Annotated in this window: 20 protein-coding genes; 15 read left to right on the top strand and 5 right to left on the bottom strand. The window is 70.2% G+C overall.

What is annotated here, in order from left to right; all coding sequences use genetic code 11:
- The first annotated feature begins 126 nt into the window (after positions 1-126).
- Complete coding sequence (locus tag HNR00_RS22495; protein ID WP_183573288.1) at positions 127-3,570, top strand: YhdP family protein; 3,444 nt, start codon at positions 127-129, stop codon at positions 3,568-3,570.
- A gap of 164 nt (positions 3,571-3,734) precedes the next feature.
- On the opposite strand, the gene tyrS is transcribed toward HNR00_RS22495, so the two are convergent.
- A complete protein-coding gene (gene tyrS / locus HNR00_RS22490; RefSeq protein WP_183573286.1) occupies positions 3,735-5,006 on the bottom strand; it encodes a tyrosine--tRNA ligase in 1,272 nt (423 codons plus the stop codon).
- Positions 5,007-5,129: 123 nt separating this feature from the next.
- Here tyrS and HNR00_RS22485 point away from each other — a divergent pair, with 123 nt between their 5' ends.
- The 5 genes from HNR00_RS22485 (at position 5,130) to HNR00_RS22465 (ending at position 9,568) form a co-directional block, all read left to right on the top strand.
- Complete coding sequence (locus tag HNR00_RS22485) at positions 5,130-6,263, top strand: anhydro-N-acetylmuramic acid kinase (RefSeq protein ID WP_183573284.1); 1,134 nt, start codon at positions 5,130-5,132, stop codon at positions 6,261-6,263.
- Positions 6,260-6,853, top strand: coding sequence for a DUF3578 domain-containing protein (locus HNR00_RS22480; RefSeq protein WP_183573282.1), 594 nt, complete (start codon positions 6,260-6,262; stop codon positions 6,851-6,853). The genes HNR00_RS22485 and HNR00_RS22480 overlap by 4 nt, the downstream gene beginning before the upstream one ends.
- A 53-nt stretch (positions 6,854-6,906) precedes the next feature.
- Complete coding sequence (gene aroC / locus HNR00_RS22475; protein ID WP_183573280.1) at positions 6,907-8,007, top strand: chorismate synthase; 1,101 nt, start codon at positions 6,907-6,909, stop codon at positions 8,005-8,007.
- Positions 8,008-8,036: 29 nt separating this feature from the next.
- Positions 8,037-9,113, top strand: a complete 1,077-nt coding sequence (ribB, locus tag HNR00_RS22470; protein ID WP_183573278.1) for a 3,4-dihydroxy-2-butanone-4-phosphate synthase — start codon at positions 8,037-8,039, stop codon at positions 9,111-9,113.
- Positions 9,114-9,337: 224 nt separating this feature from the next.
- On the top strand, positions 9,338-9,568 hold the full coding sequence (locus HNR00_RS22465) for a zinc ribbon domain-containing protein (protein WP_183573276.1): 231 nt from the start codon (positions 9,338-9,340) through the stop codon (positions 9,566-9,568).
- A gap of 52 nt (positions 9,569-9,620) precedes the next feature.
- Here the strand turns inward: HNR00_RS22465 and HNR00_RS22460 are convergent, their stop codons facing one another.
- A complete protein-coding gene (locus tag HNR00_RS22460) occupies positions 9,621-10,550 on the bottom strand; it encodes a histone deacetylase family protein (protein WP_183573354.1) in 930 nt (309 codons plus the stop codon).
- A gap of 190 nt (positions 10,551-10,740) precedes the next feature.
- Here HNR00_RS22460 and HNR00_RS22455 point away from each other — a divergent pair, with 190 nt between their 5' ends.
- From HNR00_RS22455 to HNR00_RS22420, 9 genes are all read left to right on the top strand, one after another.
- A complete protein-coding gene (locus tag HNR00_RS22455; protein WP_183573274.1) occupies positions 10,741-11,403 on the top strand; it encodes a L,D-transpeptidase in 663 nt (220 codons plus the stop codon).
- A 172-nt stretch (positions 11,404-11,575) separates the two neighbouring features.
- Positions 11,576-12,019: a hypothetical protein gene (locus tag HNR00_RS22450; protein WP_183573272.1), complete on the top strand. Its 444-nt coding sequence runs from the start codon at positions 11,576-11,578 to the stop codon at positions 12,017-12,019.
- A gap of 136 nt (positions 12,020-12,155) precedes the next feature.
- Positions 12,156-14,159, top strand: a complete 2,004-nt coding sequence (locus HNR00_RS22445; protein WP_183573270.1) for an acetyl-CoA carboxylase biotin carboxylase subunit — start codon at positions 12,156-12,158, stop codon at positions 14,157-14,159.
- A 31-nt stretch (positions 14,160-14,190) separates the two neighbouring features.
- Positions 14,191-14,421, top strand: a complete 231-nt coding sequence (locus tag HNR00_RS22440) for a hypothetical protein (protein ID WP_183573268.1) — start codon at positions 14,191-14,193, stop codon at positions 14,419-14,421.
- Complete coding sequence (locus HNR00_RS25880) at positions 14,418-14,552, top strand: hypothetical protein (RefSeq protein WP_281383344.1); 135 nt, start codon at positions 14,418-14,420, stop codon at positions 14,550-14,552. The genes HNR00_RS22440 and HNR00_RS25880 overlap by 4 nt, the downstream gene beginning before the upstream one ends.
- Positions 14,553-14,582: 30 nt before the next feature.
- The gene (locus tag HNR00_RS22435; RefSeq protein WP_183573266.1) at positions 14,583-15,026 is read left to right on the top strand and encodes a gamma-glutamylcyclotransferase family protein; all 444 of its coding nucleotides are present in this window, start codon (positions 14,583-14,585) and stop codon (positions 15,024-15,026) included.
- Between the two features lie 31 nt (positions 15,027-15,057).
- Complete coding sequence (locus HNR00_RS22430; protein WP_183573263.1) at positions 15,058-15,339, top strand: acylphosphatase; 282 nt, start codon at positions 15,058-15,060, stop codon at positions 15,337-15,339.
- An 81-nt stretch (positions 15,340-15,420) separates the two neighbouring features.
- The gene (locus tag HNR00_RS22425) at positions 15,421-16,134 is read left to right on the top strand and encodes a DUF599 domain-containing protein (RefSeq protein ID WP_183573261.1); all 714 of its coding nucleotides are present in this window, start codon (positions 15,421-15,423) and stop codon (positions 16,132-16,134) included.
- Positions 16,124-16,387, top strand: coding sequence for a DUF3253 domain-containing protein (locus tag HNR00_RS22420; protein WP_183573259.1), 264 nt, complete (start codon positions 16,124-16,126; stop codon positions 16,385-16,387). The genes HNR00_RS22425 and HNR00_RS22420 overlap by 11 nt, the downstream gene beginning before the upstream one ends.
- Before the next feature lie 4 nt (positions 16,388-16,391).
- On the opposite strand, the gene HNR00_RS22415 is transcribed toward HNR00_RS22420, so the two are convergent.
- Genes HNR00_RS22415 through HNR00_RS22405 form a run of 3 tightly spaced genes read right to left on the bottom strand, consistent with a single transcriptional unit; the run spans position 16,392 to position 18,920 of the window.
- Entirely contained in the window at positions 16,392-17,189 is a 798-nt protein-coding gene (locus tag HNR00_RS22415; RefSeq protein ID WP_183573352.1) for a YdcF family protein, read from the bottom strand.
- Positions 17,190-17,247: 58 nt separating this feature from the next.
- Positions 17,248-17,883, bottom strand: a complete 636-nt coding sequence (locus tag HNR00_RS22410) for a glutathione S-transferase family protein (RefSeq protein WP_183573257.1) — start codon at positions 17,881-17,883, stop codon at positions 17,248-17,250.
- Positions 17,880-18,920 (bottom strand): lysine-2,3-aminomutase-like protein, encoded by a 1,041-nt coding sequence (locus HNR00_RS22405; protein ID WP_183573255.1) that lies wholly within the window; start codon positions 18,918-18,920, stop codon positions 17,880-17,882. Before HNR00_RS22405 ends, HNR00_RS22410 begins: the two co-directional genes overlap by 4 nt.
- Between the last annotated feature and the right edge of the window lies 1 nt (position 18,921).

Here is an 18,921-nt window from a genome sequence, read left to right as displayed (position 1 = left end):
GGTGTGCCCTTCCCATGCACGGATCGCCCGGCGGACGCCATGCCGGAAGGGCCGAATCCTGAGGATGGCTGCCGGCGGACGCTTCCCGGCGGCGACCTCTGCCCGGCGGCAGCAGCGAACGAGTGAATGGATCAGGAAACGGCCAGGACCCTGCTTCAGGAAGCGGTCGAGCCTGCCCCGTGCAAGGGAGTGCGCCGACGCCGCCGTCCCCTGCTATGGGGCGCGGTTGTCCTCGTCTTCCTGCTCGGGCTCGGTTCGGGGCTCGGCTACCTGCGGCTGTCGCAGGGTCCGCTGCGCATCGACGGCCTGAGCCAGCGCGTGGCGGAAGCCATCGCCGGCAGCGTCGGCCCCGGCTGGCGCGTGAGCCTCAACGACAGCGCTCTTGAACTCGACGCCGAATCCTCCCTGGCGCTGCGCGTCGGCGGGCTCGACGTCTACAATCCGGAGGGCGCTCTGGTGGTGCGTGCGCCGCTGGCCGTCGTCAGCCTCGACAGCTGGGGCTTGCTGCGCCTCTCGGTGCAGCCGCGCTCCATCGAGTTCCGCGACCTGCAGATGACCGCGCTCGTCCACGACGACGGGTCGATCGCGTTCGCGGCCTCCGCCCCCTCCCAGGCGGATGCCGCCAAGCCCCACACCCTGCCGAGCGTGGACGCCGCCCGCGGCCAGGTCTCGCCGGTCTCGGCCGCCGTCGCCTCGATCTTCGGCGTGGTGCTCGACCCCGCGGGCGTGATCGGCGCGCTGGACCGCGCCCGCATCACCAACGGGCGCCTGACGCTGGTGGACGACGCCGCGCGTCACCGCGCCACCTTCGAGCGGGTCAACGGCCTGTTCCACCGCGGCGGCAGCGGCGACGGCGCCCGCATCTTCGAGCTGCGCATCGACGGCCCGAACGGCGAGTGGCGCTTCGGCGGCAAGGTCCACGACGAGGCGGAAGGGCGGCGCGCGGGCGTCATCACCCTCGACGACCTGCCGGTCACCGACCTGCTTCTGCTGTCGGGCCAGTCGAAGATGCCGATCGAGACCGACCTGAAGCTTTCGGCCAAGGCCGACGTGGCCCTCCGGGGCAGCCGCATCGACACCATGACCTTCGAGGTGAAGACCGGCGAGGGCCTGTTCGTCGTCGACGAGAAGGACTTCAACCCCGTCGTCGTCGAGCAGGTGCGGGCCGAGGCGCGCTGGGACGAGACCCGCCGCGCCCTCGACATCGCCGCCATCGACTACCGCGGCGGCGGCAACGAGGCGCACTTCACCGGCGCCTTCGCCATCGGCCCGCCCGGCGCCGAGGACGCCTGGGCCTTCGATTTCGGCGGCCGCGACGTGATGCTGCACGGCGCCTCCCGCTACGATCCCTCGTTCCGCATCGGCGCGGTGAAGGGGCGGCTCACGGGCCGGGCCGGCGGCGTCAACATCGAGTCGCTGTCGATCGCGGGTGCCGGCATGAACGGCAACCTCAGCGGCACCGTCGGCACGAGCAAGGACGACGACGGCCTCACCCTCCACATCGTCGCCCACGACACCGACGGGCGCACCGCCCTCCGGCTCTGGCCGGAGAACATCGCGCCGGCGGTGCGCAACTACCTCGTGGACGAGCTGCGCGGCGGGCGGCTCGACAGCGCCGACATCAAGGTCGACCTGAGCGGGACCGAACTCGCCGCCGCCACCCGCGGCGATCCGATGCCGGATCACGGCCTCTCCGCCACCTTCGCCGTGTCGGACGCCTCCCTCACGATCTCGAAGGACGCGCCGCCGCTCACCCACGGCCGCGTCTCCGGCCTCGTCACCGGCCGCACCACGACGATCCGGAACGCGACCGCCGAAGTCCGGCTCTCCGACACCCGCGCGCTGACGATCTCGGACGCCTCGTTCCTGATCCGCGACCCGCAGCCCGACCGGATCGTGGCGCAGCTGGGCCTCCGCCTCGCCGGCACCGCCGACTCACTCGCCGCGCTCCTCGAGACGCGGATGTTCAAGGGGCTGACCGGCACCGAGATCGATCCCAACGCGATTAGGGGCAAGGCCGACCTGCGCATCGACGTGCCGATCAACCTTAAAGCTGTGCCCGACCTCGCCGAGCTGCCGGTGACGCTCTCGGGCACGCTCACCGACCTGTCGATGGACAAGGCGGTCGGCAAGGACCGGTTCGAATCCGGCCGCTTCGCCCTCTCCTTCGACCGCAACGGCTTCGCCCTGAAGGGCGACGGCCGCCTGCTCGGCGCCCCCGTCGCCATCGACCTCAAGCAGCCGAAGCCCGGCGCGCCGGGCGAGGCGGTGGTGACGATGCCGGTCGACGACGCGTTCCGGGCCAAGCGCGGCCTGCCCGCCGCGCCGCAGCTCGCGGGCACGATTCCCGCCCGCGTGACCGTGCCGATCGGCCATTCGGGCACGGGTGCCAAGCCGCCGGTGCGGATCGAGGCGGATCTGACCCGGGCCGCGATCGACGGTCTGCTGCCCGGCTGGTCCAAGGCCTCGGGCAAGGCCGGGCGCCTGAGCCTGGCGCTGATCGAGGGGCCGGGCGGTCAGATGGAGCTGCGCGACATCGCGCTGGATGCCGCGCCCGCCATGGCGCGCGGCAGCGCCACCGTCTCGGCCGAGGGCGGGTTGGAGCGGGCGGATCTCACCGCCTTCAAGCTCTCGGCCGGCGACGACATGCGGGTCAGCCTCGACAAGGCCGGCAGCGGCTACAAGGTCGTGGTGAAGGGCGGCGTCGCCGACGCCCGACCCTTCCTCAAGAGCATGACGAGCTCCGACCCGAAGGGGTCCAAGGATTCCGGCAAGGACGTCGATGCCGAGATCGGGGTGAGCATCCTGTCGGGCTTCAACGGCGAGGCCCTGACGAACGCGACGCTGAAGGCGAGCCTTCGCGGGGGCGACGTGCGCGCCGCCCAGTTCCGCGGTCGCTTCGGCGGCGCCCCGCTCGCCGCCACCGTCACCAAGGGCGATCGTGGGCAGCCGCTGCTCTCGCTCGAATCCGCCGATTCCGGCGCGACGCTCCGCTTTCTCGACATCTACAAGCGGATGTATGGCGGGCGGCTCGCGCTCAGCCTCTACCTCAACGACGGCCCGCAGGCCGGTGTCGTGCAGATCAAGGACTTCGCGCTGCGCAACGAGCCGGCGCTGTCGAGCATCATGGCGCAGGGCCCGGCCGACGGGCGGCGCGGCGCCCCCAACGCCAACGATGTCGGCTTCGACAAGATGCGCGCCAATTTCACCCGCGCGGGCTCGCGGGTGAGCTTCACCGATGCCGCGATCTCCAACGCCGCCATGGGCTTCACCGCGGGCGGATGGCTCGACACCGTCAAGGAGCGCACGCAGATCGACGGCACCTTCGTACCGCTCTACGGGCTCAACAACGTGGTGGCGCATGTGCCGCTGGTGGGGCCGCTGTTGGCCGGGGGCAGCAACGAGGGCCTGTTCGCCGTCAACTTCAACGTCTCCGGCTCCATCGCCAAGCCGACGGTGAGCGTGAACCCGCTCTCGGCCGTGGCTCCCGGCTTCCTGCGCAAGCTATTCGGCGCGGGCGGCGGCGAAGCCTTCGCCAACGGCGCGCCGGGGCCGGCGCCGGAGCAGTAGATCTTTGGCACGACTTCCAAACAACAGACGCCGTCATTCCGGGGCGCCGAAGGCGAACCCGGAACCCCCGACCGGCCGCGACGCTTCGTAAATCCGCGCATCACGGATGGATTCCGGGTTCCGCTGCGCGGCCCCGGAATGACGTTTGCGGGGGTGGCGAAAACCTACTCTGGCCGCAGCAGCACGTGCTTCTTGCGGCCGAACGAGAGCTTGATCACGCCCTCCGCCGTGGCGTCGCCGAGGCTTAAGGTTGCCTTCTCGTCGGTGAGCTGCACGTCGTTGACGCGCAAGCCCCCGCCCTTGATCTGGCGGCGCGCCTCGCTCGTCGAGGGCACCAGCCGGGCGTAATCCGGCCCGAAGGCGGTGAGCACGCCGAGGCCCGCTTCCAGCACGGCGCGCGGCACAGTCACGGTGGGCAGCGAATCGGCCAGCGTCCCTTCCACGAAGGTCTTGCGCGCGGTGTCCGCTGCGGCTTGCGCCGCCTCTTGGCCGTGCATCAGCCGGGTCGCCTCCGTGGCCAGCACCGCCTTGGCCTCGTTGATCTCGGCGCCCTGCAAGGCGGAAAGCCGCGCGATCTCGTCCATCGGCAGCAGCGTGAACAGCTTGAGGAAGCGCGCCACGTCGGCGTCCTCGGTGTTGCGCCAGAACTGCCAGTAATCGTACGGGCTCAGCATCCCGGCATCGAGCCAGACGGCGCCGGCCGCCGTCTTGCCCATCTTGGCGCCGGACGCCGTCGTCAGCAGCGGGCAGGTCAGCCCGTAGAGCTGCGGCGTGCCCATGCGACGGCCGAGGTCGATGCCGTTGACGATGTTGCCCCACTGGTCCGAGCCGCCCATCTGCAGCCGGCACCCGTAGCGGCGGCTCAGCTCGGCGAAATCGTAGGACTGGAGGATCATGTAGTTGAACTCCAGGAACGACAGCTCCTGGTCGCGCTCCAGCCGCAGCCGCACGCTGTCCATCGACATCATCCGGTTGACCGAGAAGTGCCGGCCGACGTCGCGCAGCATCTCGATGTAGTTGAGTTTAGTCAGCCACTCGGCGTTGTCGACCATGATGGCGTCGCCGCCGCCCTCGCCGAAGGTGAGGAACCGGTCGAAGGTCTTGCGAATGCCGTTCTTGTTCTCCTCGATCTGCTCCAGCGAGAGGATCTTGCGCGCCTCGTCGCGGCCGGACGGGTCGCCGACGCGGGTGGTGCCGCCGCCCATCAGCGCGATCGGCTTGCCGCCGGTCGCCTGAAGCCAGTGCAGCATCATGATCGAGAGCAGATGGCCGACATGGAGCGAGGCCGCGGTGCAATCGTAGCCGACATAGGCCGTCAGCCGCCCCTCACGGGCCGCCGCATCGATGCCCTCGCTGTCGGAGGCCTGATGGATATAGCCGCGCTCGGTCAGCACCTTCAGGAAATCGGATTGCGGCGCGAAGCTCTCGGCGGTCATGGCGGTCTCTGGGGTGGGGCGGCGCGACAGGCGCGCGGGGCCCGTGCTAGCTCGTCGCGAGGGCGAGCGGACGGGCCGGCTCTTAGCAGGGCGGCCCGCGAAAGGCACGGGGACAAGCGGCACATGACGATGCGGCGCGCGATCGGCCTCATGAGCGGCACGTCTCTCGACGGGATCGACGTGGCCCTGATCGAGAGCGACGGCGAATCCGTGCGCGTGACGCGCAGCGGCAACGACCGCGTCGCGGCGCTCGGCCCCACGGGCTACCGCGGCTATTCCGAGGAGGAGCGGGCGCTGCTGACCCGCGCCCTGCGCGACGCCGAATCCGTCGGCGCGCGCACCGACCGGCCCGGCTGCCTGCCCGAGGCCGAAGCGTTCCTGACGCGCGCCCATGCCGAGGCGGTGGAGTCATTCCTCGCCGAGAACGGTCTCACCCCGGCCGACATCGCCGTGGTCGGCTTCCACGGCCAGACGGTGATGCATCGCCCCAAGGAAAAGCTGACGGTGCAGATCGGCGACGGCGCGGCTTTGGCGCGGCGCCTCGGCGTCCCGGTGGTCGCCGACCTGCGCGCCGAGGACGTGGCACGGGGCGGGCAGGGTGCGCCCCTCGTGCCGGTGTTCCACCGGGCGCTCGCCGCGGCCGCCGGCTATCGCGGGCCGCTCGCGATCCTCAACATCGGCGGTGTCGCCAACGTGACGCTGATCGATGCCGACGGCGGGCTCTTGGCCTTCGACACCGGCCCCGGCAACGCCCCGGTCAACGATTGGATGAAGGAGCGCGAGGGCAAGGCTTTCGATGAGAACGGCGCGACCGCGGCTGGGGGAGTGGTGGACGAGGCGCTGGTCGCGTGGCTGCTCCGGCACCCGTATTTCGAGAAAACGCCGCCGAAATCGCTGGACCGCCACTGGTTCTCGCACAAGCTCGCCGGCCATCTCGGCACCGCCGACGGCGCCGCGACGCTCACCGCCTTCGCGGCCCGCGCGATCCGCGCGAGCCTCGACCACGCCGCCGCGCGCCCGACCCGCTGGATCGTCGCCGGTGGGGGTGTGAAGAACCGCACCCTGATGTCGATGCTGGAGAGCCTTCTCGATGCCGAAATCGTGAGCGCCGACGCGCTCGGCTGGTCCGCCGATTTTTTGGAGGCGCAGGCCTTCGCCTATCTGGCGCTCCGCTCGGTCGACGGCCTGCCGATCACCTTCCCGAGCACCACCGGCGTCGCCGCCCCGGCGCCGGGCGGCGTGCTGCACGATCCGTGAGCCTCGGCCACGCCCTGCGCCGCATCATCGAGGAATACCCGCTCGCCCGCCTCGACCCGCCGGCCGGGCACCCGCTCGCCCATGTGATCCGGAAAGGGGCGGCGGACGAGTTGCGCGCGGCGCTCGCCCCGCTCGGCGGCACGTTCCTCGTCAAGGGCAGCCCCGGCCGCGGCACCCGCTGGGCCGCCGTGCCCTGGCTCGCGGCGTTCGACCCCGCGGTGACCACCAGCGCGACGCGGGGCTACTACCTCGTCTACCTGTTCCCGGCCCATCGCGAGACGGTGCATCTGTCGCTGGCGCAGGGCACGGTGGCGGCGATCCGCGAGCACGGTCCGCGGGCGGGCGCCCATCTGCGCGCGAGCGGCGCCGCGCTGCGGACGCGCCTCTCGGACTTTTCGCAGACGCTGCCGGTGGCCGATATCACGCTCGGCACCGCGGGCGAGCTGCCCGAGGGCTACGAGGCGGCCCACATCATGGGCCTCACCTACGCGCTCGCCGATCTCGCCGACGAGCGGCGGCTCCGGGCCGACCTCGCCAACGGCGTCGCGGCCTACCGGGCGCTGAAGGCGCGGGGCGGGCTTGCGCTCTGAGGATCGGCCCCGACTGGCCCTCCGCGGCATCCCGCGCTAAGGCACGCAGCGCCATGTCCCACAACAGCTTCGGCCACCTGTTCCGCGTCACCACCTTCGGCGAGAGCCACGGCGTCGCCCTCGGCTGCGTGGTGGACGGCTGCCCGCCCGGATTGCCGCTGGAGGCGGACGACATCCAGGCCGAACTCGACCGGCGCAAGCCCGGCCAGTCGCGTTTCACCACCCAGCGGCGCGAGCCGGATCAGGTCAAGATTCTCTCGGGCGTCTTTGCCGACGACCGCACCGGCGGGCGCCAGCTCACCACCGGCACGCCGATCGCGCTGATGATCGAAAACACCGACCAGCGCTCGAAGGATTACTCAGAGATTCGCGACAGCTACCGGCCCGGCCACGCCGACTACACCTACGACGCCAAGTACGGTTTTCGCGATTATCGCGGCGGCGGGCGCTCGTCGGCACGGGAGACGGCCGCGCGTGTCGCGGCGGGTGCCATCGCCCGCAAGGTGATCCCCGGCATGACGATCCGCGCGGCGCTGGTGCAGATGGGCCCGCACGCCATCGACCGCTCCCGCTGGGACTGGGACGAGGTCAATCGCAACCCGTTCTTCTGTCCCGATCCGCAGGCCGCGAGCCTCTACGAGACCTACCTCGACGGCATCCGCAAGGACGGCTCGTCGGTGGGCGCCGTGATCGAGGTCGTGGCGGACGGCGTGCCGCCCGGCCTCGGCGCGCCGATCTACGGCAAGCTCGATGCGGATCTGGCCGCGGCGATGATGTCGATCAACGCGGTCAAGGGCGTCGAGATCGGCGACGGTTTCGCCTCCGCGGCCTTGCGCGGCGAGGACAATGCCGACGAGATGCGCAGCGGCAACGACGGGCGCCCGCGCTTCCTCGCCAACCATGCCGGCGGGATTTTGGGCGGCATCTCGTCCGGCGAGCCGGTGGTGGTGCGGTTTGCCGTGAAGCCCACGTCCTCGATCCTGACGCCGCGGCGGAGCGTGAACCGCGACGGCCAGGACATCGACCTGATCACCAAGGGCCGCCACGACCCCTGCGTCGGCATCCGCGCCGTGCCCGTCGCCGAGGCGATGATGGCGTGCGTGCTGGCGGACCATTATCTGCGCCATCGTGGGCAGGTCGGCGAACGCGCCTGACCCGCCCGGACACGAACGAGACGAAGCCAGTGCCCCATTGCAGCGTCACCGAGGCCATCGAGGCCTTCGCCCGCGGCGAGATCGTGGTCGTCACCGACGACGACGATCGCGAGAACGAGGGCGACCTCGTCGTCGCCGCCTCGCTCTGCACGCCGGAGAAGATGGCGTTCATCATCCGCAACACCTGCGGCATCGTCTGCGCGCCGATCACGCGCGCCGAGGCGCGCCGGCTTCATCTCGACCCGATGGTGGCCTCGAACGACGCGCCGCTCGGCACCGCCTTCACCGTGACGGTCGACGTGCGCCACGGGCTCACCACCGGCATCTCGGCGGAGCAGCGTTGCAACACGGTGCGTGCGCTCGCCAACGGCAACATGGGCGCGAACGACTTCGTCCGGCCCGGCCACGTCTTCCCGCTGATCGCCCGCGACGGCGGCGTGCTGATGCGCTCCGGCCATACGGAGGCCGCGGTCGATCTGTGCAAGCTCGCCAACCTGCCCCCCGTGGGCGTGATCTGCGAACTCGCCAACGACGACGGCACCGTGATGAAGGGGCCGCAGATCGACGCCTTCTCGGAGAGCCACGGCCTCAAGCGGGTCTCGGTCGCCGACCTGATCGCCTACCGGCAAGCCCGCGACCGGCTGGTTGAGCGGGTCGGCACCTTCCCGGTCAAGACCGAGTTCGGGCCGATGACCGGTTACGCCTACGTCACGCCGTTCGAGCCGATCCAGCAATTCGCCTTCGTCCACGGCAACATCGGCGACGGCCGCACCATGCTGGTGCGCCTGCACCGCTCCAACGTGGTCGCCGACGTGATCGAGGGCGGGCGCCAGATCGAGAGCGTGATGCGCCGCTTCGCTGCCGAGGGGAGGGGCGTCCTCGTCTATCTCCGCGACGGCACCGCGGGCGTGCCGCTCAACCGCTACGCCGAGGAGGGTGCGGAGGCGCAGCGGGTGCGCCAGTGGCGCGAGGTGGGCCTCGGCGCCCAGATCCTGCGCGATCTCGGCGTCGTCTCGATCCGCAACCTGTCGTCCTCGTCGCGATCCTATGTCGGGTTGTCGGGGTTCGGGATCGAGCTGGTGGGCGAGGAACCGCTGGAGGGGTAGGGCGCTTCGGTTGCCACAGGCGCTTCGCCCTCCCCTTGCGGAGAGGAGGTGGGGGTGGTGCAGAAGGCACCGCGGCGCCTCATCCTGGACCACCCCCACCCCGAACCCCTCCCCGCAAGGGGGAGGGGACCCGCGCTCGAAGCGTGTCCCCTTGCGGACAAGCGAAGCCGTTCCCAGGTCCCATGAGGCGGCGCCATCGCCGCCCCGATGGAAGGGAGCACCGCATGGTCCTTGTCCCCTGTCCTGCCTGCAACCACCGCGTTTCCGAAAAGGCGATCGCCTGTCCGTCCTGCGGTCATCCGGGGGCGCGTGAGCGGCACGGCGCCGTCTCGGTCCTCGGCCGGGTCGCCGGAACCTACATCTCCGCCAACGCGCTGGCCGGGCTCGTGCTCGGCAGCGTCATGTTCCTCAGCGTGGCGGCGGTGTTGATCACGCTGATCCTCGCCGGCCGTTAGCCGCAAAGGCGAGATGTCCGGCGAACGAGGGCCGGACATCCTCCAAAAGGAATCAGCGCCCCATCAGCGCGTCCATATGCGCGGCGACCGATCGGGCGAGACCGTCGAGGCTGTAGCCGCCCTCCAGGATCGACACGATGCGCCCGCCCGCATGGCGGTCGGCGAGTTCCATCAGGCGGCGCGTCGCCCAGCCGAAATCCGCCTCGTCGAGCTGGACATTGGCCAGGGGGTCGAGCTTGTGCGCGTCGAAGCCCGCCGAGATCACGATCAGGTCCGGCTTGAACGCGTCGAGCCGGGGCAGGATGCGTTTCTCGAACGCCTCGCGAAAAACCGCGCCGTCGTCGAAGGCGCGCAGCGGCACGTTGACGATGGTGTCGTGGTCGCCCCGCTCGCTCGGCGAGCCCGAGCCGGGGAACAGCGGCATCTGGTGGGTCGAGGCGTACATCACGTCCTTGTCGGCCCAGAAGATGTCCTGCGAGCCGTTGCCGTGGTGGACGTCCCAATCGACCAGCGCCACCCGAGCCGCACCGAGATTCTTCTGCGCGTGACGCACCGCGATGGCGGCGTGATTGAACAGGCAGAAGCCCATGGCGCGGGAGATTTCGGCGTGGTGGCCCGGCGGGCGCATGGCCACGAAGGCGTTGGCGCACTCGCCCTTCATCACCGCATCGACCGCGTGGACCGAGCCGCCGATGGCGTGCAGGCAGGTGTTGAGCGAGCCAGGCGACATCAGCGTGTCGGAATCGATCTGGAGCAGGCCCTCCTTCGGCGAGGCCTCGACCAGCTCCGCGACGAAGGCGGCCGGATGGACGAGTTCGGCGACCGACGGGTCGGATTTCGGCGCGTGCGACCGCACCAGGGCGGAGAAGCGCTCGTCCTCCAGCGCCCGCTCCACCGCCTGCATGCGGGCGGGGCGCTCGGGATGGCCGGGCGGGGTCGCGTGCTCGAGCGCGCTCGGATGGGTGACGTACAGGGTGCTCAGGGCGTGTCCTCCGGGGCGCGTCTCGGCGTTTGCCCGGCCTCTCTTGTAGCCGCCGGGCAACAAGGCCGGCAATTGCGTTCACGCCCCCGCGAGCGCCCTACGCGGACCCGCGGATCGGGATTAAGCTCGGCCATAACGCGTTAACCCTCCTCGCGGATTTCTTCCGCGGGACCGTCCGGCGGTTCTTCCCATGCGCCTCTCGTCCGGCATCGCCCTCCTGGCAGGCCTCGCGCCGCTGGCCGCCTGCAACAGCCAGACGGCGCAGACGCCGCCCCCGCCGCCGACGCAACTCGCCGCCCTGCCGGCCGCGGCGGGCGCCACGCCGGCGATCCCGGCGATCCCGCCCGGCCCGGAGCGGGATGCCGCCTGGATGAAGCTCGCGCCGCAGGCCAAGATCGACCCGGCGCTTGCCCGTACGACCGTCGACTTCGCCACCAAGGAGCCGGTCGGCACCGTGATCGTCGATGCGAGTGAGCGGCGGCTCTACCTCGTCCAGCCCGGCGGCAAGGCGCTGCGCTATCCCGTCTCGGTCGGGAAGGCCGGCATGTCCTGGACCGGCCGGGCCGAGGTCGACCGCAAACTCGAATGGCCGGACTGGAACCCGCCGCCGGAGATGATCGGCCGCCGGCCGGACCTGCCGCCGCGGCTGGAGGGCGGACCCTTGAGCCCGATCGGCGCCCGCGCGCTCTACCTGGCGCAGGGCAAGAAGGACACGCTGTTTCGCATCCACGGCACCAACGAGCCCGAGCTGATCGGCCAGGCGGTGTCCTCCGGCTGCATCCGCATGCTCAACGCCGACGTGATGGACCTCTACGAGCGCGTGCCCGTCGGGACCAAGGTCGTGGTTCGGTGAACGAAGTCTGACCGCAATACAGCAAGACTCCCGAAAGGCTCATTCGTGATCAGGCATTTACCTGAACACGGGTTCAGATTCTGCCATTAACCTCTTCTGGGAAAGCCCTCCCGTAAGTTCTCCTCACACAGGGACGAACACCGGCGACAACTGGCCGGGGAGGCATCGGATCATGACCAACACTGCTCTTCAGCTCTTCTGCGACCGGATCGTCGAGGCGGGCCGGATCACCGGCGCCGACGTCGCCGAACTCGCCCGCGAGATCCTGGCCGACGGCCTGATGGGCCGCGACGAGGCCGACCTGCTCCTCGCCCTCGACCGGGCGATGCCTGACCAGCACGAGGGCTTTGCCGCCTTCCTCACCGCCTCGGTCGTCGACTTCGCCGTCTACGGCGAGCGCCCGACCGGCCGCATCACGCCCGAGACCGCCGCGTGGCTCTCCGCCTCGCTCGCCGGCCGCAGGGGCCCGACCCGGACCGGCGCCCGCATCGCCATGGAGATCGTGCGCGAGGCGACCGTGAGCGACGAGGCCCTGATCGCCTTCGCGCTCAAGGCCAAGTGCTGGACCCGCCAGCCCGCCGAGGCCGACAAGGGCCCGCTGCCGCTCGCTGCATGATGAATACACTGCCGCCTCGGCGTCACGAGCCCGACGGCGCAGCTTCCGCTCATCGCGCAACTGCTTTATCGGGATCAATTCCGCTCGCCTTCGGGAGGGGTGAGCCGGAACGGTCTCCCAAGAAGAAGCGACAGCGATGTTCGAAAAAATCCTGATTGCCAACCGGGGCGAGATCGCCTGCCGCGTCATCAAGACCGCCCGGCGGATGGGCATCAAGACGGTGGCGGTCTACTCGGATGCCGACCGCGACGCCGTCCACGTGGCGATGGCCGACGAGGCCGTCCATATCGGCCCGGCGCCCGCCGCGCAGTCCTACCTCGTCATCGAGAAGATCATCGAGGCTTGCAAGCAGACCGGGGCGCAGGCCGTGCATCCGGGCTACGGCTTCCTGTCCGAGCGCGAATCCTTCCCGAAGGCTTTGGCCGAGCACGGCATCGTCTTCATCGGCCCGAATCCGGGCGCCATCGCCGCCATGGGCGATAAGATCGAATCGAAGAAGGCCGCAGCCGAAGCGAACGTCTCGACCGTTCCGGGCTTCCTCGGCGTGATCGAGAGCCCGGAGCACGCCGTGAAGATCGCCGACGAGATCGGCTATCCGGTGATGATCAAGGCCTCGGCCGGCGGCGGCGGCAAGGGGATGCGCATCGCCGAATCGGCCTCCGAGGTGAAGGAGGGGTTCGAGCGCGCGAAGTCGGAGGCGTCCTCGTCCTTCGGTGACGACCGCGTGTTCGTGGAGAAATTCATCACCGATCCGCGCCACATCGAGATCCAGGTGATCGGCGACAAGCACGGAAACGTGATCTACCTCGGCGAGCGCGAATGCTCGATCCAGCGCCGCAACCAGAAGGTCATCGAGGAGGCCCCCAGCCCGCTCCTCGACGAGGAGACCCGCCGGAAGATGGGCGAGCAGGCGGTCGCGCTGGCAAAAGCCGTGAACTACGATTCCGCCGGCACGGTCGAGTTCGTCGCCGGCCAGGACAAGTCGTTCTACTTCCTCGAGATGAACACCCGCCTGCAGGTGGAACACCCGGTCACCGAGATGATCACCGGGCTCGACCTCGTCGAGCTGATGATCCGGGTCGCGGCCGGCGAGACGCTGCCGCTGAGCCAGGACGACGTGAAGCTGAACGGCTGGGCGGTGGAGAGCCGCGTCTACGCCGAGGACCCGACCCGCAACTTCCTGCCCTCGATCGGCCGGCTCACGGTCTACCAACCGCCGGCGGAGGGCCAGTTCGGCGAGGCGATCGTGCGCAACGACACCGGCGTGGAGGAGGGCGGCGAGATCGCGATCCACTACGATCCGATGATCGCCAAGCTCGTCACCTGGGCGCCGACCCGGTTGGCCGCGATCGAGTCGCAGGCCCAGGCGCTCGATGCCTTCGCCATCGACGGCATCCGCCACAACATCCCGTTCCTCGCCACCCTGATGGCCCATCCGCGCTGGCGCGAGGGCGCGCTCTCGACGGGCTTCATCAAGGAGGAGTTCCCGGAAGGCTTCACCGCGCCGGAACCCGAGGGCAAGGTCGCCCTGCGGATGGCCGCGGTCGCGGCGGCGATCGACCACAAGCTCAACACGCGCAAGCGCGGCATCTCCGGCCAGATGCGCGACCCGAGCCTGCTCGCCTTCCAGCGCGAGCGCGTGGTGGTGCTCTCCGGCCAGCGCTTCGCCGTCACCGTGGACACCGTCGGCACCGACCTCCTGGTGACGGGCGAGGACGGCGTGGTGGTGCCGGTGCGCAGCGCGTGGCGCCCCGGCGAGCCGGTCTGGTCCGGCACCGTCGGCGACGAGACCGTGGCGATCCAGGTGCGCCCGCTCCTCAACGGTGCGTTCCTGCAGCACCAGGGCGCGGCGGCCGAGGCCCGCGTCTTCACCCGCCGCGAGGCCGAACTCGCCGACCTGATGCCGGTCAAGGAGAACGCCAATTCCGGCAAGCAGCTGCTCTGCCCGATGCCGGGCCTCGTGAAGCAGATCATGGTCGCGGAAGGCCAGGAGGTGAAGAACGGCGAGCCTCTGGCCATCGTCGAGGCGATGAAGATGGAGAACGTCCTGCGCGCCGAGCGCGACGGCAAGGTCTCCAAGATCGCCGCGAAGGAAGGCGACAGCCTCGCGGTCGATGCCGTGATCATGGAGTTCGAGTGATCGGACCCGAGGGCCCGGCAACGCGGCCTCCGTGAGCCAGGTCCACAACGAGCAGACGAAATTGCTGGCGACGGGCCTCAACAACGTGGCCGTCGCCTGCATCGTGATCGGCGTGGTGACACCGATCAGCGCCATGAGCTTCGGCGTTGCCAGTGCGCCACCGCTGAGTTTCAGGGCCGGCGCCTTCGCGGTGATTTGGCTTATGGCCGGCGGCTGCCTACATTGGTGTGCTCGACACGCGTTACGGAGGCTCAAGCCATGAGTTCGGGGGAGATTTTCGTCACCTTCGTGCTCCCGGCGACGCTTGTCGTTATGGGCTGGCTGGCCGTTTACGCCAACGATTGGGCGATCAAGCGCGACGAGGCGCGGGAAAAGCGCGCGCCCGGCGAGTAGGCCCACCACTCGCACCCCTCTCATACAAAAATGCCGCTCTACTTCGCTTACGGCGCCAACATGGACGCCGCCGCCATGGCCCTGCGCTGTCCGGCCTCGCGGCTGATCGGGCGCGGGCGGCTGCCGCGGCACCGCTTCGTCATCATGCGGGAGGGTTGGGCCTCCGTGGTCCGCGCGTCGGGCGCCACGGTGTGGGGCGTGTTGTGGGAGCTGGCGCTCTCCGACGTTCCGGCGCTCGATCGCTACGAGGGCGTGGCCGGCGGGCTGTACGTGAAGGCGCATCAGCCCGTCCTCACCGAGGCCGGCATCAAGCGCGCCCTGATCTATCTCGGCCGCAGCCCGCCGCCGGGCATTCCCCGGCCGGGCTATCTCGAAGCCGTGCTCGCCGCCGGGCAGGCAGCGCAGCTGCCCGGCCCCTATCTTCAGGAAATCCGCGGCTGGCAGCGCCGCGCTCCGGCTTCCGGAGCGTGGTAGGCGAGGGGCGACAGGCGGGAGGTCGATCGGGTTGAATTCGCAGACGAGGACGATCCGCGCGGTGATCTCGGGCCGCGTGCAGGGCGTGTCCTACCGGGCCTGGACGCGGAAGCGCGCGCTCCATCACAAGGTCGCCGGCTGGGTCCGCAATCGGCCCGACCGCACGGTCGAGGCGTTGTTCTCCGGCTCTGACGAAGCCGTCGAGGCGCTGCTCGCCGAGTGCCGCCGCGGCCCCTTCATGGCCCGCGTGGACGACATCGCGGTCGGAGAGGCCGAGCCGTTCGCGGGTGAGGGTTTCGAGATCCTGTCCTGATCGGGGCTTGCCGCTCGGGCCCGCGGCCTGTAGCGGCGCGGGCATGGCTTCGAACCGAACGGACAGGGTGACGCGCTGACGATGTGGGACATCCGCGCCTTCTCGCCCCTCGACCTCGCCGCGCTCCTGTTCTTCGTCGCGGCCTGGGTCGGCTACAGCCTCGCGGTGCAGCGCCGCCGGGGCGACCGCTTGAGCCTCAGCCAGATCATGAACCGCCAGCGGCGCAACTGGGCGGCCCAGATGATCGCCCGCGACAACCGCGTGGTCGATACCACCATCAACGCCTCGCTGCAGAACGGCACCGCCTTCTTCGCGTCGACCTCGCTGATCGCGCTCGGCTCGGTGCTGACCCTGTCGCGCTCGGGCGACGACGTGCTCAACCTGTTCTCGGCGCTGCCGTTCGGCGCGACGACGACGCGGGCGACCTGGGAGATCAAGGTCGCGGGGCTCGCGGTCGTGTTCGTCTACGCCTTCTTCAAGTTCGCCTGGGCCTACCGGCTGTTCAACTACGGCGCCATCCTGATCGGCGCGGTGCCGCCGAAGGGCTCGGGCGCCTCCGAGGACGTGATGCGCCGCGCCGCCGAGCGGGCCGGCGCCATGAACGTCGCGGCGGGCTCGCATTTCGCCAAGGGACAGCGCGCCTTCCTGTTCGCGCTGGCCTATCTCGGCTGGTTCGTGAGCGCGCCGGTGATGATGCTGGCCACGGGAAGCGTGGTGTGGGTGATGTGGCGGCGCCAGTTCGCCTCGCCGATCCGCGCGGCGCTGCTCGCCGAGGAGGATGACCATGGCCAGTGACGCCGAGATCGAGGAGACGATGCTGCGCCTCGTCGCGGAGCGAGGCGCGGACAAGACCTGCTGCCCCTCCGAGGTCGCCCGCGCATTGGGCGGGCCCCATCCCGACGGTTGGGGGCCGTTGATGCAGCCGGTGCGGCGCGTGGCCGTGCGGCTGACGAAGCAGGGACGGGTGCAAATCGTCCGCAAGGGCAAGCCGGTGGCCGACCCGGACGACTTTCGCGGGATCTACCGCCTGGGCACGCCGCGCGCGTGAAGACTTACGGCGCCGGCATCCACGCCTTGGTATAGCCCGCGAGCTTGTAGGCGATCAGCCCGATCCATTCCTTCACGCCGATGTCGAATTCGGAGAGCCCATCGGAGGCGAAGGTGGTGAGGCGATAGGCGTCGCGCGGGCCGCTGGTGCGGTAATCGACCGGATAGGCCGTCACCGAAAACCCCGCCTCGCGGAAGCAGCCCATGGCGCGGGGCATGTGCCAGGCGGAGGTGACGAGCAGCCAGCGTTCGCCGGGCTTCGGCTGCGTCATGCGGGCGGAGAACACCGCGTTCTCGCGGGTGTTGCGGGATTGCTGTTCGAGGATCAGCCGGTTGCGCGGCACGCCGAGGCTGTCGGCGAAGCGGCTGACGATCTCGGCCTCCGAGATCGCGTGCTCGCGCATCGTGCCGCTGCCGCCGGAGAAGACGAGCCGGGCCTGCGGATAGCGCCGGGCGAGGTCCGCGAGCGCGATCTCCCGCTCGCCCGCATCGTTCACGGTGATCTGGTCGCGGGAGATCGATGTGTCGGCCTCGACCGCGCCGCCGAGCACGACGATGCCGGCGACCGGCGCGCCGTCGTCGGCGAAGGGCGGAAACCGGTTCTCCAGCGGCATCAGCACCCAGGCCGAGAGCGGCCCGAGGCCCGCCACCAGCAGGCCGAGGAAGCCCGCGAGCGCCATTGCCCGCCCCAGGTTTCGGCCCACCTCCGTGAACAGCAGCAGGCAGCCGAGCAACCCGAGCAGGATCAGGAAATTCGACGGCGTGATGACGAAGAAGATCAGCTTCGACAGCGGGAAGAACATCTTGGGTCCGGTCGGTCGGGGCGCGGCGTCCGTCACGGGATGACCTCCGCCGGATCGCTCAGGTCAGCGGCAGCGTCAGAACGGACGATCCGGCCGGACGTTGCGCCAGCCGGTCTCGCCACGCGACGACGTTCGGGCGTTCTTCCTTGTCGAACGGCAGGATCAGCCAACGGTGGGCGGCACAGCCCACCGCGATGTCGGCGATGGAGAAGCGTTCGCCCGCCACGTACGGCGTGCCCGCCAGATGCCGGTCGAGCATCGCGGCGCAGCGCTCGCTCGCGGCCCGCGAAGCTTCGATCACGTCGGCGTTGCGCTTCTCGGGCGCGACCCGCACGAGCTGGAGGAAGGCGTCGCGCATGGCCGGGGTGAAGGCGGTGGCCTGCCAGTCGAGCCACTGGTCGATCAGCGCCCGCTCGCGGGGATTTTCGGGAAGCGCCAGCACGCCGCCAAGGGCATCGGCATGGGCCTGCGCCAGATAGCGCAGGATCGCGTTCGATTCCCACAGGACGAACCCGTCTTCTTCCAGCGTCGGCACGAGGCCGTTGGGATTCATGGCTTGGTAGCGCGCCTCGCCGACGATGCCGTGGGTACCGCCCGCCTCGATGTGCTCGTAGGGCAGGGCCAGCTCTTCGAGCGCCCAGATCGCCTTCTGGACGTTGCCCGAACTCGCCCGTCCCCACAGCCTGCGCGTCATGACTCGTCCTTCGGCGGATAGGGATGCACCGTGCCCTGCGGGTCGGTGACGTGCCAGCCGCCCCGCGATTCGTCGAGGTAGCCCGGCCCGACCGGCACCTTGCCGTGGCCGCCGGGAATGTCGAGCACGTAGGTCGGTTGCGCGAGGCCCGACAGGCGCCCGCGTAAAGCGCGCATCAGCGCCTGCCCCTCGGGGAGCCCGGTGCGCAGGTGGCCGGTGCCCGGCGCGAGATCGCCGTGATGCAGGTAGTAGGGCTTGATCCGGTTCTCGACGAAGCGGCGCATCAGGGCCTCCAGCGTGGCCGCGTCGTCGTTGACGCCCCGCAGCAGCACGCTCTGGCTCACCATCGGGAGGCCGGCATCGACCAGCCGGGCGCAAGCCGCCCGCGCCGCCTCCGAGAACTCGCGCGGATGGTTGGCATGGAGCGCCACGTAGACCGCGCCGGTAAATTTCTTGAGGGACGCGACGAGGTTCGCATCGACGCGGGCGGGCTCCACCACCGGCACGCGGGTGTGGAGGCGCAGCACCTTCACGTGGGGGATCGCGCCGAGCGCTTCCGCGATGGCGCCGAGCCGCCGGGGCGAGAGGGCGAAGGGATCGCCGCCGGTGAGCACGACTTCCCAGATCTCCTCGTGCGCCGCGATGTAGGCGTAGGCGGCTGCAAGTTCCGCCTCGCTCAAGCTTCCGTGACCGTCGGGCCCGACCCGCTCGCGGCGGAAGCAGAAGCGGCAATAGACCGGGCAGATATGCAGGGGTTTGAGCAGCACACGGTCGGGATAGCGATGGACGAGTCCGGGGAGGGGGCTGTGCGCGTCGTCGCCGATCGGGTCGGCGCGTTCTTCCGGCGTCGTCTCGATCTCTTCCGCGCGGGGGATGAACTGGCGGGCGATGGGGTCGGCCGGGTCGGCAGGGTCGATCAGCTCGGCGATGTCGGGGGTGAGCGAGACGGCGTAGCGAGCGGCGACGCGTTCGAGAGCGGGAAGTCTCTCCGCGTCAACAAGGCCGGCTTCCGCCAGAGCGCCGACGCTCTTGAGCACG

The organism is Methylorubrum rhodinum, from assembly GCF_014199935.1.
Classification (GTDB): domain Bacteria; phylum Pseudomonadota; class Alphaproteobacteria; order Rhizobiales; family Beijerinckiaceae; genus Methylobacterium; species Methylobacterium rhodinum.
Note: the sequence above shows the minus strand (reverse complement) of the source record. Positions and strands in the feature narration are given on the sequence as shown.

What these genes read in the sequence shown, in the direction of transcription:
- HNR00_RS22495 (WP_183573288.1), top strand. Translation starts at nt 127, where the DNA reads ATGGATCAGGAAACGGCCAGGACCCTGCTTCAGGAAGCGGTCGAGCCT.
- tyrS (WP_183573286.1), bottom strand. Translation starts at nt 5,006, where the DNA reads ATGACCGCCGAGAGCTTCGCGCCGCAATCCGATTTCCTGAAGGTGCTG.
- HNR00_RS22485 (WP_183573284.1), top strand. Translation starts at nt 5,130, where the DNA reads ATGACGATGCGGCGCGCGATCGGCCTCATGAGCGGCACGTCTCTCGAC.
- aroC (WP_183573280.1), top strand. Translation starts at nt 6,907, where the DNA reads ATGTCCCACAACAGCTTCGGCCACCTGTTCCGCGTCACCACCTTCGGC.
- HNR00_RS22465 (WP_183573276.1), top strand. Translation starts at nt 9,338, where the DNA reads ATGGTCCTTGTCCCCTGTCCTGCCTGCAACCACCGCGTTTCCGAAAAG.
- HNR00_RS22455 (WP_183573274.1), top strand. Translation starts at nt 10,741, where the DNA reads ATGCGCCTCTCGTCCGGCATCGCCCTCCTGGCAGGCCTCGCGCCGCTG.
- HNR00_RS22450 (WP_183573272.1), top strand. Translation starts at nt 11,576, where the DNA reads ATGACCAACACTGCTCTTCAGCTCTTCTGCGACCGGATCGTCGAGGCG.
- HNR00_RS22445 (WP_183573270.1), top strand. Translation starts at nt 12,156, where the DNA reads ATGTTCGAAAAAATCCTGATTGCCAACCGGGGCGAGATCGCCTGCCGC.
- HNR00_RS25880 (WP_281383344.1), top strand. Translation starts at nt 14,418, where the DNA reads ATGAGTTCGGGGGAGATTTTCGTCACCTTCGTGCTCCCGGCGACGCTT.
- HNR00_RS22435 (WP_183573266.1), top strand. Translation starts at nt 14,583, where the DNA reads ATGCCGCTCTACTTCGCTTACGGCGCCAACATGGACGCCGCCGCCATG.
- HNR00_RS22425 (WP_183573261.1), top strand. Translation starts at nt 15,421, where the DNA reads ATGTGGGACATCCGCGCCTTCTCGCCCCTCGACCTCGCCGCGCTCCTG.
- HNR00_RS22420 (WP_183573259.1), top strand. Translation starts at nt 16,124, where the DNA reads ATGGCCAGTGACGCCGAGATCGAGGAGACGATGCTGCGCCTCGTCGCG.
- HNR00_RS22415 (WP_183573352.1), bottom strand. Translation starts at nt 17,189, where the DNA reads ATGTTCTTCCCGCTGTCGAAGCTGATCTTCTTCGTCATCACGCCGTCG.
- HNR00_RS22410 (WP_183573257.1), bottom strand. Translation starts at nt 17,883, where the DNA reads ATGACGCGCAGGCTGTGGGGACGGGCGAGTTCGGGCAACGTCCAGAAG.